Here is a 15,700-nt window from a genome sequence, read left to right on the forward strand (position 1 = left end):
GGGGCGTATTGCTTCTGACGGGTATCGCCGGAGTTGCCTGGTCGTTGATCGTGCTGCCGTCGTTCTGGGCCGATCTGCAGGTCAGCTCCGTCGCCACGCACATTTTGGTCGGTGAACAGCTCAAGCCGGGGACCGTGGAGTCGATCGCGGCGCGTATGGACGCCGGCTCGCCATCGAGCCTTTCCTACCCCGATCTGGTGCGAGCCCGAGCGCTGATTGCACTTCGCTCCGCCGAGGAGGACCTGCTGGGAAAGGGTTCCCAGGACCCTGAACGCAAATTGTCGGCCGCGGAGAACAAGCTGAAGTCGTCTTTGATGCTCGATCCGGCCGACGCTTTTCTCTGGCTGTTGCTGTATTGGGTGAAGAACGAGCGTGACGGTTTCGACGCGGGAAATATCCGCTATCTCGAACGGTCGTACGCGGCTGGACCATACGAAGGCTGGATTGCGCTCCGTCGCAACAGGCTGGCGCTTGCGATATTTCCATTGCTTGGCGAACAGCTGCAGCAAAAGGTCGTTGCCGAGTTCGCCGGCATGGTCGAAAGCGAGTTCACCGATGACGCGGCGCGCATTCTGACGGGGGTCGGTTGGCCTCAGAAGGATAGATTGCTGGCGAGCCTCGGGGGCGTTGGCCTGGTCGCCCGTGAAGCCTTTGCGAAGCGGCTGGCGTATGAAGGCGTGAAGGCTGCCGTGCCGGGAGTCGAGTTGCCTGAAAGGATGTGGCGTTAATGGTTCGATCGCTCTTTCGGCTTGTCCTGCTGATCTGCATGGCTGCGGCCTGGACATTGATCCAGAACCTTCCATCAGCTCACGCACAAAGCACTAAGTCAAAATTCACGATGCAAGGCGACGCCGACACATCGGAATCACCTGTCATCCGTGACGGCGCCAATCGTCCTTGCCTCAATGTCGAGGCGGCTGCCAAAGGGCATGTCGCGAACGGAGAGCTGATGGATCATATCGTGAGCGTCAAGAACAACTGCTCTCGAATGATCAGGGTCAAGATCTGCTATTACCATAGTGATCACTGCAAGGATGCGACCGTCTACGGCTATCAGCGCGTCGACACGATTCTGGGAACGATGAAGATGTCGACCTTTCGATATTCACTATCGCAGAGATGACCCTGCCGCGCTGTCTGCTCATCCAATCGCGGGGTCCTCGAAAAGCCCCAGGAACTTTCTGGCGTCATCTTCGCGCTGAATGAGCAACGCTGCGCGGTTGCGCTTGGTCTCGTTCAGAACGGCTCGAAAGTCGGCGCCCGACCTTTCCCACGCGAGGATTTGTTCCGCGATCCCGTTCAGATCTGACGCGCTCGGATCGAGCAGCAATTCTTCCGACACCATGTTGGCGATGCATCCGCGGCTGGAGGCGGCGACGATGATGCCTGCCATCTGCGCCTCATAGATCACGACAGGCTGCGCCTCGTTGACATATCTCGTCGGAAATACCAGAACGTCTATCGAGGAGAGAAAGTGGACCTTGGCGTCATCGTATACGGGCCCCACATATTCAATTCCACCGATCTCGCTCGCGCGGCGCTTGATGTAGTCCTCGATTTCCAAATCGGAGCAGGGACCAGCGATTCGTGCCGTCAGGCCGGATCCGCTCTCTCGCAGTCGAGCCATCAGGTCGAGAAAGCGGTCGATACCCTTTTCGAGCGAGATGTTCGATAGATAGCCAATCGAGCCGAATGTCCGGTCACAGCTCCGCGGTCCGACCGCGGGCAAATCGATGAACGCCAGGTTGGAAACGACGACCGTTCTTAGATGCTTGCCATACAGCTCCGAAAGTGTCGTCGCCATCCTGGGACAGAGCGCAACATGAAACTGGTTGGCGCCGGCCATGCGAACAATGGACGCCAGGATAGCGCTGCGCTTCGTCAGGTATGCAAAGCTGTGATGATGGAACGCGATCGTCTTCCCTAGCCACCGCGCAAGGACGACGACCAGGAGATCATAAAGCAGTCCATATCCGCCGGACAGAGAAAGGTAGAGTATCGAGGCCTCCGGGTGGTGAAGGATGGTTCGTCCGCATCTGGCGTATGCCAGTGCGCGATTGAAATGATGCCGCCATCGATTGGGAGCATGGCCTGGCGAGGTATCGCCGAACGCGAGTTGAAATCCTGCAGCGCGCAGAGTATCGGCCGCTCGCCTGGTGATGAGAGCTGCGCCATGGACCGGCGGAGGAAGGGGACCCGCTACAACGATCATTTTACCGGGCACGAGGTCGTCGATCCTTCAGCATGTCAGCAAACGCATGGTCGATGGCGAGCGCAGCATTTTGGCGAGACAGCGCCGCGGATCTCCAATGTCGCCCAACGGACTGTCGAGGCCAGGTCAGCGTGCGCGACGCATGGGGCCTGCCCGGACGCGGCTACGAGCCGTGTCCGAGTATTACGTGACTGTGAAGGCGGTCCGGTGAAAGATCTTTGCGGTCTTGGGGATGTCCCGCTGGTGAACCGCCGGATTGCCGCCGATCATCGAATATTCCTGGGGCGCGACGTGGGTTACAACGGCACCCGAAGCCACAACGCAATAGTCCGGGATGGTGACGCCCTGCAGAATGATCACGCCGGTGCCGATCATCGTATAGGCTCCTATCGTGATAGGAGAGCATGTCTGCCGGGCAGACATTGGATTGACCCCGTGGGTCAACAACTGGCTGCGGAATCCGGCGAGACCGCAGAACTGACGAAACTCGATCCGGTCTGTGCAATCTATGTAATGCTGACTCATCACCAGACTCGCTTTGCGCATTATAAGATCCGAACGTCGCTTCGTTCTGGTTCGGAAGGCCGGCGAATTCAGGCGAGTCGACAGTCCACCGATCCAGTTCAGATTGCCAATGACCGCATCTTCATCCATCTGCAACCGATCAAGCCGGCCGATATAGTTGAGATGACCGATGTAGGTCTTCGCTTCCATGATGCATTCGTCGGCGAGGATCAAGGAGAGGCCGATCCGCGCGTCGCGATGGATGGAAAAACCAGGGATCGTGTTGAGGACCAGCCGACGGAGTTTCCAGGGGAAGAAAAGGAATAAAACTTGAATAACAATTTTCAGCATAGTCGTTCCTCGCGCCAGCCAAAATAGCCGAAAGTGCTGCGGTTTGGTCAAGATCTCGGCTTTAAGGTTTATTTCGATAGTGTATTGCCTCGAGGACGCGAATTCACCAACGCAAAAGCTAGGCGGCTTCCGCCGGACGGTCGAGCTTCTTCCGGATGAAGACCATCAGGACCGTCTTGAAGGCGTGAGGCGTAAGAAACTGAACGAGTTGAAATGCACGGTAGATGCCGCGGTTGTTGGCGTGGTAGGCTGGCTCCGCATCCCAGGCATATACAAAATGGTCAAACCGCGCGGGTGGGAAATACCTCCGCAGCGTAGCCGGCGTGTTCAAACGATAGACCGCCGGAAAGATGTCCTCATCCTTGCGCTCGGGTTGTGCCGAGCTGAGTATGGTGCGGCTAATTCCGCTCGGGATCAGGCGGTTGGCCAATGCGATGTAGCCGTACCTGTTTGGGGTTCGCGCGCAGATCCAGCCGCCGGGCTTCAAGAGTCTGTCCATCTCGGCGGAGCTCTGAGCCGGATCCGGAATATGCTCGAATGTGCAATCCGACAGGATGATGTCGGCGCAATTGGCGGGCAGCGGCGCACGTCCCGTCGGATCCAAGAGCATCGCCTCGTCCAGCGACGGATTGGTGAAGACGGCTTCGTCGACGTCCAATCCGATGACTTGGGCGACGCGTCCCTTGAAATTGCAGAGATTGCGCCGGTACTCCGAGCTGGCGTCTTCATGGATCGCGCCACGGCCTGCGCCGAAATCGATCATTCTGGTGCTCGGCGTCACGAGTGCATTCACGCGCTGATAAAACGCAATCGTGCCGTCGATTCTGGAAAATCCGCCAGCGGCCAATTCCGGGAAGAAAGTTGAATGCATGGGACTCACTGACGCTGGTGCGCTCAAGAGAAATGACGGCCAAATATCCAGGCAGTCCTCGTCTGTACCACGACCGGAATGTTCTAGACCGGCGGTCGGGACGACGACCCGCCGTGATACAGCAAATCCTGATAGGCCGAGGTCTCACGAATTTCGAACGCGCTCGGCAGGTCTATGATGCTGGCGTCCCCGCGGCTGAGCCGAAAACTCACTTTGCCCGGCACGAGCGGAGTTCGAAACGACGTGATTCCAGCTTTCGCCTTCAGGCTCTTTGAGCCCTTCGCGGTCGCTATCGTGAGCTCGCCCGGCTCCTTCAGGAACGCAAGCAGCTCGATGTCATTCTGAGGCGGATCGGCGAAGCGACTGACCAAATTTGTTGCGAACCTAAACGGTTGCGCAGAGCCGGTCCCGGCCGCGTCGGTGGACTCGATTCGGTGAAAATAGTAGAGTACGTCTTCAGTGATCGGCGGCATCGTGCCGTTCTTGAACCAAGCGATATAGAACGCAGCGAGATCATAAAAAGCATACTGAATGCTGGTGGACGGTCGAATTTCGGATCCTTCGGAATAGTCGTTCCAGGTGGCGATGTTGACCGCGTCGGAGCCGATTTCCATTGCCGCGATCCATGAAGCCCGGAACAATTCACTGTTGTGGCATTCCGAGAACCAGCGATTGTGCGGCCGGAAGTCCTGCGGCCACACCACGGATGCCCAGACCTTCCCAGCCTGTTTGGCCAACTTTCCCACTTTCTTGAGGAGAGGGATGTCGCTCAATTTGTCGACTCCCCACATCGATGCACCATCGATCAACTCCATGAAATCGATCGTTTTGCGCACATCGAGAAATGTTGGGTAGAAGAAGACCTTCTCTCCGCCGGCCATCAGTCGCTGCAACAGTTCATTCCATCGGCCAACGTCCCACTGCTCGGGAGAAAAGGCCCCCAGGATCAGTCGGCCGTCCGATTGGCGCGCGACGTGGGAGTTCCGCGCCAGCTTGAGGATTGCGTCGGCGATCGCATCGACCGGTGTCTTCACCAGAATCACGGTATCGATCGATAGTATGACTTCAAATCCCGGCGGGCCCCGTCGGGCGGCGTCGAGCATGTTGCGTAGATGAATCATGTACGGGGATTCGTCGTCTATGCCTCCCATGTTGAACAGGAAGCCATCCAGCCCGATGCGATGTGCGGCCTTGATCTCATCAAGCATGTCAAGCACAGCCCAGTTTGCCTCCGGGCGTGGAGGTCGAGGCAGGGGCCGTTCGCGAACGAAGCCGCCTTCGGCCCGAAGTTTGCCTTGGGACCCGTCTGGCGACAGATAGTCGGCATACTGATCTTTGTCCGCTGGCCAGTTATCAAACGAGGTCGGAAACCAATGCCAATGAGCGTAAACTTTCTTCGTCTTCGCTCCCGAACTCGCCGCGGCCACTGCCGAGGCCGGCATTGAAGATGCTCCCGCGAGGAGGATGCCGGCGGAAAGAAGCTGACGCCGGTCCATACGGGCATGCAGCTCAAGGTCTTCGTAAATCCGGGCCGGGGGAAAGGGCATTCAAGTAAGTATTCCGTTGATATCTTCTATATATTACAAGGATATCTCACCTGAGTTTTGGCCGCAAGGTGAGCGAGTTCGAAGCGTTAACGCGACCGAGATATGTATTGTACGATCTGCACCGAGGTTGAACTGCGGTGGGATGTGCTCTTTCCAGAGCCGGCGCCGCAACGCGGAGCTCGGCGAACTCTGATGTTTTTGGGTTATGAACCAGCTCTCGCGTAACGCAGCCGCTTCCCAGTTGTATGTCACGCCGAAGAGCGTCTTCGACTATGTCGTGATCGGCTCAGGCGGAGGCTACTTGCTCCTTTCGTTCACCCAGGCCTGGTCGAACCCGCGTGCATCGTTGATCGCAGCAGTGATACTCGGGGTGAACGGGATTGTTTCCCTGTTCGGATTGAAGATCGCCCTGGCCAGATCCTACTTGCTGTTCGTCGTCTTTTTCGTCTTCAACCTTCTGTTTCTGGCCGTGGCGCCTCTTCAGCAGATCGGAAACGACTTCGATCCAATTCTGGCTGATGTAAGCCTGGTCGTGCCGGCCAGCGTCCTTTGCGCATTCATGACGATCGTGGGCCTCTGCTTCGTCATCTATCGCCCCTTTCGCGCTCCCGAACCCCGCCATAACCGGTTTCTGGACAGAAGCCTCGCCGCCGAGCAAAACCCGAACTACACCCTTTTGGCAGCTGCCTCGCTCGTCGTATCGCTGGGATTGGTTGGCTATCTTGGCTCGTCATTGCTTCAGGTGAATCGCGAGGCCTTCGGTTCGGTGGTTGGCGAAAGCAAGATGATCAACATTCTGGTCACGGCATTCTTCCGGCCATTCACGCTGGTTGCTCCCGTCATCGGTGCGAGTGTCGCCTTGGCTCGCCGGAACACCGGCTGGGTGACGTGTTTTGCAATTCTGCTTCTGGCGGGTCTCTTCATCAACAACCCGCTCATTTCTGCGCGTTTTCGCTCCTCGACATTGATTGTATTCTGCGTGCTTGCGATATTTGGCCCAAGAAGCGTCCGTTTGTTTCTTGTCACCTATTTCGCCGGATTGCTGGCGTCGCCCATATTCGGATCCATTTTCCGGTACGCGAACGTCTCTCTCGATCAGCGGCCGTTCTCCCAGTTCTTTGTTCATCCTGATTTCTCAGGCCTCGATCTGTTCTGCTATGCCATCATGTGGGTCGAAATGAAGGGCCTGGAATGGGGATCGAACATCATGGGCGCACTGCTGTTCTTCGTTCCCCGCGATCTTTGGGCCGGGAAGGGAAGAACGGTCGGTGAGATCATGCATGACTACATCTTCATCCTGAAAGGCTTCGGCACCGACAACGTTTCGGCTCCGCCGCCGATCGAGGGCTATTTCAGCTTCGGGATTGTTGGGGCGATGCTGATGTCTGTCGCGATCGTCTATGTTCTCGATCGGGTAGAACGTCGCGGCCTCACTGCCCAAAGGCTGTCGCCGCTGTACTTCATTCTCTGTCTTTCGCCGATGCTTTGCATGATCTTGCTCCGCGGCCCGTTTCAAGTGGGGTGGTCGGAATGGGCAATCCATAGCTCTACCGTCATGGCTTCGGCGGTCATGCTCCTCCTCACCAAACGCGCTGTCTATGTTCCTGCACCCCCCTCAATTCGCCGCGGGGCGATGCCCGAGACCTCGCAGAAGTGAGAGGTTAACCGGGCTGCGTTCGGATACGGCCCGAGGCTCCCTTGAATGCTACCCAAAGCGCCGCGGCGCCATTGGCAATCGCCAGGGAGACGAACGCGCCGGTAACTCCAAGGGCCAGGCAACTGGGGATCGCGATGACGGCGGTTATTGCCGCGGCGATCAAGCTGCCGGCCTGCATCAGTCCCAGCCGCTGATTGGCCCTTAACCACATGCTCACGGTGGCAAGTGCGAGGGCGAAGCTCGTCGAGATCAATGCAACGGGGATGGAGCCTCCGAGTGCGACATACTTGGCTCCGAAGATGAGAGAGGCCGCGTCGTTGCCGAACCAGATTGCCATCACGGCCAACGGAAGCGGAGCGAAGACGATCAGGGTCAGGATGAGCAGGTGAGGAGTTTCAATCTGGCTGATCTTCGCGACTGCAATGCGCGGCGTGATGAATCCTGAGAGCCCGCCAAGCAACTGAGCGAATGGAGCTATCACGGCGAACATCAGTCGATAGCTTGCAACGGCTTCGGGCGAGTTCAGAAACACGAACACGAACGGATAGACATTTGTCGTCGCGAGGCCGAGGAGGTTGTTGATCAGGAACGAGTACCCCGCCCGGAAATGGGACTTCAGGGAGATGTTCTGGCTGTCGTTGAGCCTGTCAGGGATGTTTCGCCAGGCTGAGACAAGGAAGACCAGATTGCCGAGGATGAAGGGTACGGTATATGCAAAGTGCGATTCCAGATTGACGTGGGGCAGCATCCAGGCTGACCCGATCAGGACTGTTGCGTAAGCCGCTGCTGCGATGGCGGAGGCTTGCACGTGTCCCTGAATGTGCATGATTCGTCGAACGAACTGGACCGGACCGGCAAAGCTGAAGAACAGGCAAGCTAGAGCAACAACTGTGAGCGTTTGCACCTCGTGAGTGCTGCTGTTCAAGACGAGTGCGCATCCTGCGGCCAGTGCAAGGCAGCCGAAGGATACATTGACCGTCCACAGGCGCCGCAACAATGATTGTTGACTGGCCTGTGCGCTGATTCCGGTCGCGATGATGGGATCGCAGATGACCGCGTGATGAGCGCCAATGAGAATGAGATAGCAGGTATATCCAAGGCTCAGCTCGGCGAATTCAGCCAGCGGCAGCCGGCGCGCAATCACCGCCAGGTAGAAGAAATTTGAGAAGCTGAAGATGACCTGCTCGCTGCCCAGGACCAAATATTTGATGAGGTAGGTTTTCATCTTCCTGAAACTGGATTGCTGCTGGCGGGCGCTGGGGCTTGGCGGTGGTGCTCTGATCGCACAACGTTATAGGATGATGCGGAGCCCTGATGCGAGCTTGTTTGAGGACAAAGTTAATCGCCTAATTCTCATTCTGAGTGAACGAATCCGCGATCGGGCGCGCGCCCATACGATTGGCAGCATCGCTGGATGAATGGGCTGCCTCTACTGGAGGGAGGCGGGGCAAGACATCAGTAGGCCACGGGATCGCGAGTCACTTGTACCACGGTGCGCAAGATGATCTTCGCGTCGAGCCAGATGCTCCAGTTGTTGATGTACCACAGGTCCAGGTCGACCCTGGACTTCATCATACTGACGGTCAGCGTTTCGCCGCGGTAGCCGTTGACCTGAGCCCAGCCAGTGATGCCTGGTTTAACGTGTTGGCGAAACGCGTAGTTGCTGATGACCTGTTCATACTCCGAGTTGTGCGCAGCCGCGTGAGGGCGGGGGCCGACCAGCGACATGTCGCCCAGCAGGACATTGAAGAGCTGCGGCAGTTCGTCGATCGAGGTCTTGCGTAGCCATCTGCCGACCGGAGTTACGCGAGGATCGTTCCTGCGCGCCTGCAGAATGATCGGCCCGTCTTCCAGCACGCGCATCGTCCGAAACTTGTAGATCTTGAAGGCGCGACCGTTGAAGCCGTTCCGGGTTTGCCGAAAGAGCGCCGGGCCGCTCGATGTGCATTTGATCAGGATCGCGGTCATCAGCATGACCGGTGCGAACACCAGCAGGCCGAGGCTGGCGCCGATCAGGTCGAACGCGCGTTTGAGAGCCTGTTCTTGCCGCGAAATCGGTGCGCGCCGTATCTCTGCAATCATGCTGCTTCCGGCCGTCGCGACCGGGTAGCGCAAGAACCTCGAGACGTCTGGATCGGAGACGAGATTTACCGGTATCGGAAGGATTCTCATCGCGTCCGCGATCATGTCGATCGCGTGCCAATGATCCCACCTGAGCAGCAGGAACACCTGTTCGATCTGGTTCTCTCGCGCGTAGGCGATAAAGTCGTCAAGGCGCGGACCGATCGACGGAATCAACGACGGCGAAGTCAGGCACTCCGGGCGGAGCTCCATGATCCGCGTGATCCGGTAGCCATGCTGCGTGAGTTCTGCCATGGCCTCCGATGATGCCAACCCGCGCTCGGCGATCGCCACGGCGCGGCGCCTGGCGAAGGCACCGCCGTTCCGCAACGCAGTTGTGACAAATCGCGCAATGGCTGCCTTCGCCGGCAGAAGCAGAACCGGCGCGACCAGGTAGAACGAGATTATCGTGCCGCGCGAGATTTGATTGCTGGCCTTTATCGCGAAGGTGATAACGATCAGCGCGCCGAACAGGGCGGTCCACGTCGCCAGTGTCTTTTTGAATAGCCGCGGCAGGTCGGTAAAGTTCTTGAGAGCGTAGCCGTGCTGAACCTTGATCAGAAGCACGAAGTTGAGCGCGACGACGAAGCTGAGCGCGGTGTAGACGTCGAGCTGGTCGTGCTCCGGCCGCGCATAGATCTGGTATCCGGCAGCACAGCCAACGCCGCTTGCCACGATGATGATGGCGTCGGCCACAAGAGCCAGCAGTTCAACAATGTTGGGTCGCCACCATCTGACTACTAAACTTGCACGTGCCGGATTCGCCTCGTCGAGCACGTGAATTTCTACCGGACTGTCCGCGGCGGAGGTCGGGCGAGCCGATGCAATTGTCATAATATCAACTCAGGACAAGGAAGATCGGGTTGGGTGCTATCAGGAAAGGCAGTAGCCGAAAGACGAATGAAAAAATAACCTTACTTCTTGTGATCTCATTATCCTAAATCTGCCATTTGGAACACAAAATTCGAAGGTCGGAAGAGGATACGTGCATGCGTCACCGAGGGCGGCGATCGGGATCAACGGTGACGCGCCGGGTGGCGATTGGTCTCGCGGCGCTGTCCGCGACCGGCCTTGTTGTCTTTGCCTTGGTTCCTGATGTCGCGCCCGTCCACACCCCCGCCGATTCCTCGTTTCACGCCGGCTTCTTCCTGGATGGGCCCTACTCCGCCCGCTTCGCTGGGGAGATGATTGCTGCCAGGGAGGGCTATTTCAGGCGAGGCGTCGCATTGAGAGCCCTTCCAGACGATCCTGGTTTCGTCGAAACGGTTGCGCGGGAGAATGCAATCGGGGTGACGACGGGTCAGAAGTTCTTGCTTGCCGTTTGGCGGGGGACTCCTGTCACTGCCTTTGCAGCCAGCTTTCTTGACACCTCGGTGGCGATTTTTGCGCTGGAGCGGTCGGGCTTGCATCGCCCGGACGACCTCATCGGCAAGCGCATCGGTTGCCGCGAGGGGAGTGAGGCAGAGGTCGTCTTTGACGCCATGATGGCCAAGCTTCGATTGCCACGTAGTCGGATTGTCAAAGTCCCCGACCGGGCTAACTTCCAGGCGTTGAGGTCTGGGGACGTGGACGCAATCGTTGTCCCGATCGATCAGCAGCCCAGCCAGACAAGCGCGGACTACGTCCCGTTGAGCGTCATGAAACCTCAGGACTACGCAATCCACGTGCCTGGACAGGTTTATTTCGCCAGCAACGATCTGATTCGAGACCGGCCGTCCGCAATGGCCGACCTGTTGCACGGCTTGGTTCGGGGGTGGCAATTTGCCTATGCCGACTACAGCCGGGCGATTCCGATCATTGTCGATTTTGACCGGTCGCGCCTCGTTCCTGAGCGCGTCAAGTTCGAATTGGAGCAGCAGCGGTCGCTTGTGCTGCCTGTTGGCGCTCGAATAGGCGAATACGACGAAAGTCGGTGGCGAACGCTGCGCGACATCCTGGTCTTCGCGGGTCTTGGCCGGGAGAACGCGCCGCTGTTTCAGGCTGTCAGCACACAATTCGTCAGGGGCGAATACCGGCGAGCGCCGGAAAAGGAGGGGGCGGGCGCCTTCTAGCGGACCCGATGAGACATTCCGTGGTGGTGGATGGGCGCGCCATGGTCCGTTGCCTTTTTCTGATCCCGTTGATAAACAATAAACTCGATATCCGGCTGAATTTTGAAATATTCTAGTTTGGCGAATTTCGTCGCCGGCTGGCGAGCGCAGGGGAAGGCGATGGCGAAGAAGACTATCCGGCGTTTGGGGTTGTTGGTATCGGCAATGGTCCTGTTGGCCGGGCCGCAGGCAATCGCTGCGATGCAGTTGCCGGCACCCCTAGTCTCGGCACCCGTTGTCCCGGCGCCGGTCGAGCACGTGTTGCCGGTCACCTTCTGGGCTCAATCTTATCCTTACCGCTATGTGCCGCGGCGGCGTTGCCCTCAAGTTCGCGTGGAAACTCCCTACGGCTGGTATTGGGACCGGGTCTGTATAGCGGAGACCAGCCCAATCCTTCGCCGGGCTTACTAGGAGGGGCGTTTCTCGGAAGGCTTCCGTTGTTGCTTGTCGCGCTTGACGGCTCTCGGCGGTGCGCGTTCATCATTAAAATGATCATTTCTTTACTCCGTTAATGAGAGCTGCCACCACCTCGCAGCGAAAGTGTGGGGAGCGAGAGACTGGCGCGTTGCGCAAGCGCACGTTCTGGCCCGAAGGTTCACGGACTGCGGGGCTGAGTTCGGTCAGGCTGCCAAGATCAGGCTGCCAAGATTGGCACAAGCCGTGCCGTGTCGACGTGGAGCGAAGCTCGTCTCCGATGATTGGCGGGCCTGTACCAGGCGTAGTTCCCTTGATTTCGCACCGGAGTTCAAGCGGCGATTAGCCGCCGCGGCAGCGATCGTTCAGCGGAGGCTGTTGAGCCAATGCGGTGATCCTTGGCTGTCTCGAGTTTTGGATACGAGTTATCGTTCAGGAATTGGATTGAATGCGCATTCTTTTGGTCGGCATCAATTACGCTCCCGATCTGATCGGTGTGGCCAAATACAATACGGAGCTTTGCGAAAGCCTTGTTGCCGAGGGCCATGAGGTGAGGGTCGTTACGGCGCCTCCCTACTATCCGGCCTGGAGCATCCCCGCCGGTTTGAATACCTCCTATTTCAGGCGCTCGATGATGGAGGGCGTGAGCGTCGTGCGAGCGCCGATCTACGTTCCCAGGCAGCCGACCGGTGCAAAGCGTCTGATTCATCACCTGTCCTTTGCACTGACAAGCCTGGTGCCGGCGCTGATCGATGCATATTGCTGGCGGCCCGACATCATCATTTCAGTCGCGCCGTCGTTGATGTCGGCCCGATTTGCTTCCTTTGTTGCTCGTCGTATCGATGCCAAGTCGTGGCTTCACGTGCAAGACTTCGAGATTGATGCCGCATACGGTCTGGGCCTGCTCCGGAATGCTTCACTGCGAAAGGTGATGCTCAAGGCGGAGGCGGCGGTCCTCAGATCGTTTGATCGCGTTTCCAGCATCTGTCCGCAAATGGTGGAGCGTTTGTGGGACAAAGACGTTGATCCGCAGAGAACGACCGAGATCCGGAACTGGATCGACACGGATGCGATATTTCCCCGTCCGAAGCAGACCAGATATCGCACATCCCTGAATATCGACGAAGATGACGTCGTTGCTCTCTACTCCGGGACCATGTCGGCCAAGCAAGGACTTGACCTCCTCGTCGAAGCCGCCGCCCTTCTTCGGCGCAATCCGCGACTGCATTTCATTCTGGCAGGTGAAGGGCCACACAAGGCAAGACTGGTGGAGATGGCCTCTGAGAATCCGAGAGTCCATTTCCTGGGACTGCAGCCGAACGAAAGTTTCAACGAATTGCTGGCGACGGCCGACCTTCACGTAGTCCCGCAGAGGGCGGAGGCGGCCGATCTCGTATTGCCGTCCAAGTTGGGGGCGATGTTTGCGTCCGCGCGTCCCGTCGTCGCGATGGCAGAACGGGGCACGGGGCTTGCTGCCGAAGTGCAGGGTGCCGGCCTGCTCGTTCCGGCGGGAGACGTTCGATCGCTTGCAGATGCCATTCTTCAGTTGAGCGAAGATCCCTCTCTTCGCGAGAGGCTCGGTGCAGAGGGACGAAAGCGTTCCATCGAGCGTTGGGACCGCCGTACCATCGTGCGTCGCTGGATCGCGAGCATGGGTTCGATCTGCGGTCGGCCGGGCAGATCTGAACACGGGCCAGGTGTGGTTTCCGGCAAGGCGGCGGCATCGATCGATGACGCTCTTCCTCTGTCCTGACGCGACACGTCAGGATGTCTCCTGCGTTAATGATCCGTGCCGGCTACGATTGACCTGCATGGAAGGTCGCTTCTACATGTCTCCGGTGGTTGAGCCATTCTATCATCATCGTATTTGTCTCCAATCCCGGCGGTCAACGGCAGGTTTTCGCATATGAGTGGACGTGTTGCGCTAATTACGGGCGTTACTGGACAAGACGGTGCATATCTCGCCGAGCACCTCGTGTCGCTCGGTTATGTCGTTCATGGCATCAAACGGCGTTCGTCTTCCTTCAATACGGCTCGTGTCGATCATCTATATCGGGACCCGCACGTTGGTGAGGTACCATTCCTGATGCACTACGGCGACATGACGGATTCCACCAATCTGATCAGGCTCGTGCAGCAGATCAAGCCGACGGAGATCTACAATCTGGCGGCGCAGAGCCATGTCGGCGTCAGTTTTGAGAGTCCCGAATACACCGCGAACGCCGACGCAATCGGGGTACTGAGGCTTTTGGAGGCGATCCGCATCCTGGGCATGGAGAAGGATACGCGGTTCTACCAGGCATCCACGTCCGAACTGTATGGGTTGGTGCAGGAGATCCCGCAGAGGGAGACAACGCCGTTCTATCCGCGCTCGCCCTACGGTGTCGCGAAGCTCTACGGATACTGGATCACGGTCAACTACCGCGAGGCCTACGGGATGTTTGCCAGCAACGGCATCCTGTTCAACCACGAGAGCCCCATCCGCGGTGAAACGTTCGTAACCCGCAAGATCACGCGCGCTGTGGCCCGCATCGAGGTCGGGATCGAGGATACGCTTTACCTCGGCAATCTCGAGGCGAAACGAGACTGGGGGCATGCCAAGGACTATGTCGAAGGGATGCACTTGATCATGCAGGCGGATAAGCCGGGCGATTTCGTGCTTGCCACTGGTGAGACCCGCTCGGTGCGCGAGATGGTTGAACTCTCCTTCAGGGAGGTGGGACGCGAGATCGAATGGCGCGGCAAGGGCGTTGATGAGATTGGCGTCGACCGAAGCAGCGGCAAGACGGTGGTTCGAATCGACCCGACCTACTTCCGGCCAACCGAGGTGGACATTCTGGTTGGCGATGCCAGCAAGGCGAACCGGGTGCTGGGTTGGAAGCCGAAGCGGACGTTCGGCCAGCTGGTGCACGAGATGGTGGCAAGCGATCTGAAGGATGCAAGGCGGGAGCGATCGAGTGCCAGCCACGGAGTTTGATCTGAAGGGCAAGAGCGTCTACGTCGCCGGGCATCGTGGGATGGTCGGTGCTGCGCTGGTGCGCAGGCTCGCGCAAGAAGACGTACGGTTGCTCACCGCGAAGCGAAGCGAAATCGACCTGACCAACCAAGCTCAGGTGTTCGATTGGTTCGCAAGGATGCGGCCGCAGGTCGTGTTCGTCGCAGCGGCCAAGGTGGGAGGAATTGCCGCGAACGACAAGCTTCGCGCCGAGTTCATCTACGAGAACATTGCAATCGCGGCTAACGTCATCCACGCTGCACATGCAAACGGTGCCGAGAAGCTGATGTTTCTCGGTTCATCCTGTATCTATCCGAAATTCGCGCCTCAGCCGCTGCGCGAAGAATCGATCTTGACTGGTCTGCTTGAGCCGACCAACGAGCCCTATGCCATCGCCAAGATCGCCGGCATCAAGATGGCGGAGGCTTATCGGCGCCAATATGGCTCCGACTTCATCAGCGTGATGCCGAGCAATCTCTATGGCCCCGGGGACAACTATCACCCGGAATACAGCCATGTCGCAGCGGCCCTGATCCGACGCTTTCACGAAGCCAAGGTCGCCGGAAACAAGAGCGTCGTCGTCTGGGGGAGCGGCTCGCCGCGCCGCGAGTTTCTCTTCGTTGACGACATGGCGGATGCTTGTATTCACCTGATGAAGAAATATTCCGACGAGAGGCCGATCAACATCGGGACTGGCAGCGACATTACCATCGCTGAGCTCGCCCATGTGATCGCCGGTATCGTCGACTATCAGGGAGACGTCGTCTTCGACCCGACGCGTCCCGACGGAACGCCGCGCAAGCTGCTTGATGTCAGTCGTCTCTCAGCACTCGGGTGGCAGGCCAGGACTCCGTTGGAGGCCGGGATGCGGCGCGCCTACGAGGCCTACCTGACGACCCAGGCATCCGCCATAGACAACGGGTGAAACATAATCCTCC

General features: G+C 58.3%; 14 protein-coding genes. 7 read left to right on the plus strand and 7 right to left on the minus strand.

The features are described 5' to 3' along the window. Positions 1-44 precede the first annotated feature (44 nt). Positions 45-728 (plus strand): hypothetical protein, encoded by a 684-nt coding sequence (locus XH87_RS28420; protein ID WP_157460802.1) that lies wholly within the window; start codon positions 45-47, stop codon positions 726-728. Next, positions 728-1,123, plus strand: coding sequence for a hypothetical protein (locus XH87_RS28425; protein WP_271589787.1), 396 nt, complete (start codon positions 728-730; stop codon positions 1,121-1,123). Before XH87_RS28420 ends, XH87_RS28425 begins: the two co-directional genes overlap by 1 nt. An 18-nt stretch (positions 1,124-1,141) precedes the next feature. On the opposite strand, the gene XH87_RS28430 is transcribed toward XH87_RS28425, so the two are convergent. The 4 genes from XH87_RS28430 to XH87_RS28445 all read right to left on the minus strand — a co-directional run bounded on the left by XH87_RS28430 (position 1,142) and on the right by XH87_RS28445 (position 5,485). Beyond that, positions 1,142-2,224 (minus strand): glycosyltransferase family 4 protein, encoded by a 1,083-nt coding sequence (locus tag XH87_RS28430; RefSeq protein WP_271589788.1) that lies wholly within the window; start codon positions 2,222-2,224, stop codon positions 1,142-1,144. Between the two features lie 171 nt (positions 2,225-2,395). After that, positions 2,396-3,067 carry an acyltransferase gene (locus tag XH87_RS28435; protein WP_035700097.1) on the minus strand — a complete coding sequence of 224 codons (672 nt, stop codon included), beginning with the start codon at positions 3,065-3,067 and terminating at the stop codon, positions 2,396-2,398. A gap of 118 nt (positions 3,068-3,185) precedes the next feature. After that, complete coding sequence (locus tag XH87_RS28440) at positions 3,186-3,965, minus strand: class I SAM-dependent methyltransferase (RefSeq protein ID WP_271589789.1); 780 nt, start codon at positions 3,963-3,965, stop codon at positions 3,186-3,188. A gap of 56 nt (positions 3,966-4,021) precedes the next feature. Next, on the minus strand, positions 4,022-5,485 hold the full coding sequence (locus tag XH87_RS28445) for an endo-1,3-alpha-glucanase family glycosylhydrolase (RefSeq protein WP_271589790.1): 1,464 nt from the start codon (positions 5,483-5,485) through the stop codon (positions 4,022-4,024). A 205-nt stretch (positions 5,486-5,690) separates the two neighbouring features. Here XH87_RS28445 and XH87_RS28450 point away from each other — a divergent pair, with 205 nt between their 5' ends. Continuing rightward, positions 5,691-7,142, plus strand: coding sequence for a hypothetical protein (locus XH87_RS28450; RefSeq protein ID WP_271589791.1), 1,452 nt, complete (start codon positions 5,691-5,693; stop codon positions 7,140-7,142). A 4-nt stretch (positions 7,143-7,146) separates the two neighbouring features. On the opposite strand, the gene XH87_RS28455 is transcribed toward XH87_RS28450, so the two are convergent. Together XH87_RS28455 and XH87_RS28460 are read right to left on the minus strand one after the other, a co-directional pair. Continuing rightward, entirely contained in the window at positions 7,147-8,367 is a 1,221-nt protein-coding gene (locus XH87_RS28455; RefSeq protein WP_271589792.1) for a hypothetical protein, read from the minus strand. 230 nt (positions 8,368-8,597) lie between these two features. After that, positions 8,598-10,097: an undecaprenyl-phosphate glucose phosphotransferase gene (locus XH87_RS28460; protein WP_271589793.1), complete on the minus strand. Its 1,500-nt coding sequence runs from the start codon at positions 10,095-10,097 to the stop codon at positions 8,598-8,600. A 200-nt stretch (positions 10,098-10,297) separates the two neighbouring features. Here XH87_RS28460 and XH87_RS28465 point away from each other — a divergent pair, with 200 nt between their 5' ends. Further along, positions 10,298-11,314, plus strand: coding sequence for an ABC transporter substrate-binding protein (locus XH87_RS28465; protein ID WP_271589794.1), 1,017 nt, complete (start codon positions 10,298-10,300; stop codon positions 11,312-11,314). Here XH87_RS28465 and XH87_RS28470 read toward each other — a convergent pair. Beyond that, positions 11,311-11,625 carry a hypothetical protein gene (locus XH87_RS28470; protein ID WP_035700086.1) on the minus strand — a complete coding sequence of 105 codons (315 nt, stop codon included), beginning with the start codon at positions 11,623-11,625 and terminating at the stop codon, positions 11,311-11,313. The two genes, XH87_RS28465 and XH87_RS28470, sit on opposite strands and share 4 nt — an antisense overlap. A gap of 590 nt (positions 11,626-12,215) precedes the next feature. Between XH87_RS28470 and XH87_RS28475 the strand changes: the two genes are divergently transcribed. The 3 genes from XH87_RS28475 to fcl all read left to right on the plus strand — a co-directional run bounded on the left by XH87_RS28475 (position 12,216) and on the right by fcl (position 15,687). Next, on the plus strand, positions 12,216-13,520 hold the full coding sequence (locus XH87_RS28475; RefSeq protein WP_271589795.1) for a WcaI family glycosyltransferase: 1,305 nt from the start codon (positions 12,216-12,218) through the stop codon (positions 13,518-13,520). 153 nt (positions 13,521-13,673) lie between these two features. After that, on the plus strand, positions 13,674-14,744 hold the full coding sequence (gmd, locus tag XH87_RS28480) for a GDP-mannose 4,6-dehydratase (RefSeq protein ID WP_035700084.1): 1,071 nt from the start codon (positions 13,674-13,676) through the stop codon (positions 14,742-14,744). Further along, complete coding sequence (gene fcl, locus XH87_RS28485) at positions 14,725-15,687, plus strand: GDP-L-fucose synthase (RefSeq protein WP_271589796.1); 963 nt, start codon at positions 14,725-14,727, stop codon at positions 15,685-15,687. Before gmd ends, fcl begins: the two co-directional genes overlap by 20 nt. The last annotated feature ends 13 nt before the right edge of the window (positions 15,688-15,700 follow it).

The organism is Bradyrhizobium sp. CCBAU 53415 (assembly GCF_028128735.1).
In the GTDB taxonomy this organism is placed as follows: Bacteria; Pseudomonadota; Alphaproteobacteria; order Rhizobiales; family Xanthobacteraceae; genus Bradyrhizobium.

Excerpts from the sequence above, each read along its gene's own strand:
- XH87_RS28425 (WP_271589787.1), top strand. The coding sequence starts at position 728 with ATGGTTCGATCGCTCTTTCGGCTTGTCCTGCTGATCTGCATGGCTGCG.
- XH87_RS28435 (WP_035700097.1), bottom strand. The coding sequence starts at position 3,067 with ATGCTGAAAATTGTTATTCAAGTTTTATTCCTTTTCTTCCCCTGGAAA.
- XH87_RS28445 (WP_271589790.1), bottom strand. The coding sequence starts at position 5,485 with ATGCCCTTTCCCCCGGCCCGGATTTACGAAGACCTTGAGCTGCATGCC.
- XH87_RS28450 (WP_271589791.1), top strand. The coding sequence starts at position 5,691 with ATGAACCAGCTCTCGCGTAACGCAGCCGCTTCCCAGTTGTATGTCACG.
- XH87_RS28455 (WP_271589792.1), bottom strand. The coding sequence starts at position 8,367 with ATGAAAACCTACCTCATCAAATATTTGGTCCTGGGCAGCGAGCAGGTC.
- XH87_RS28460 (WP_271589793.1), bottom strand. The coding sequence starts at position 10,097 with ATGACAATTGCATCGGCTCGCCCGACCTCCGCCGCGGACAGTCCGGTA.
- XH87_RS28475 (WP_271589795.1), top strand. The coding sequence starts at position 12,216 with ATGCGCATTCTTTTGGTCGGCATCAATTACGCTCCCGATCTGATCGGT.
- gmd (WP_035700084.1), top strand. The coding sequence starts at position 13,674 with ATGAGTGGACGTGTTGCGCTAATTACGGGCGTTACTGGACAAGACGGT.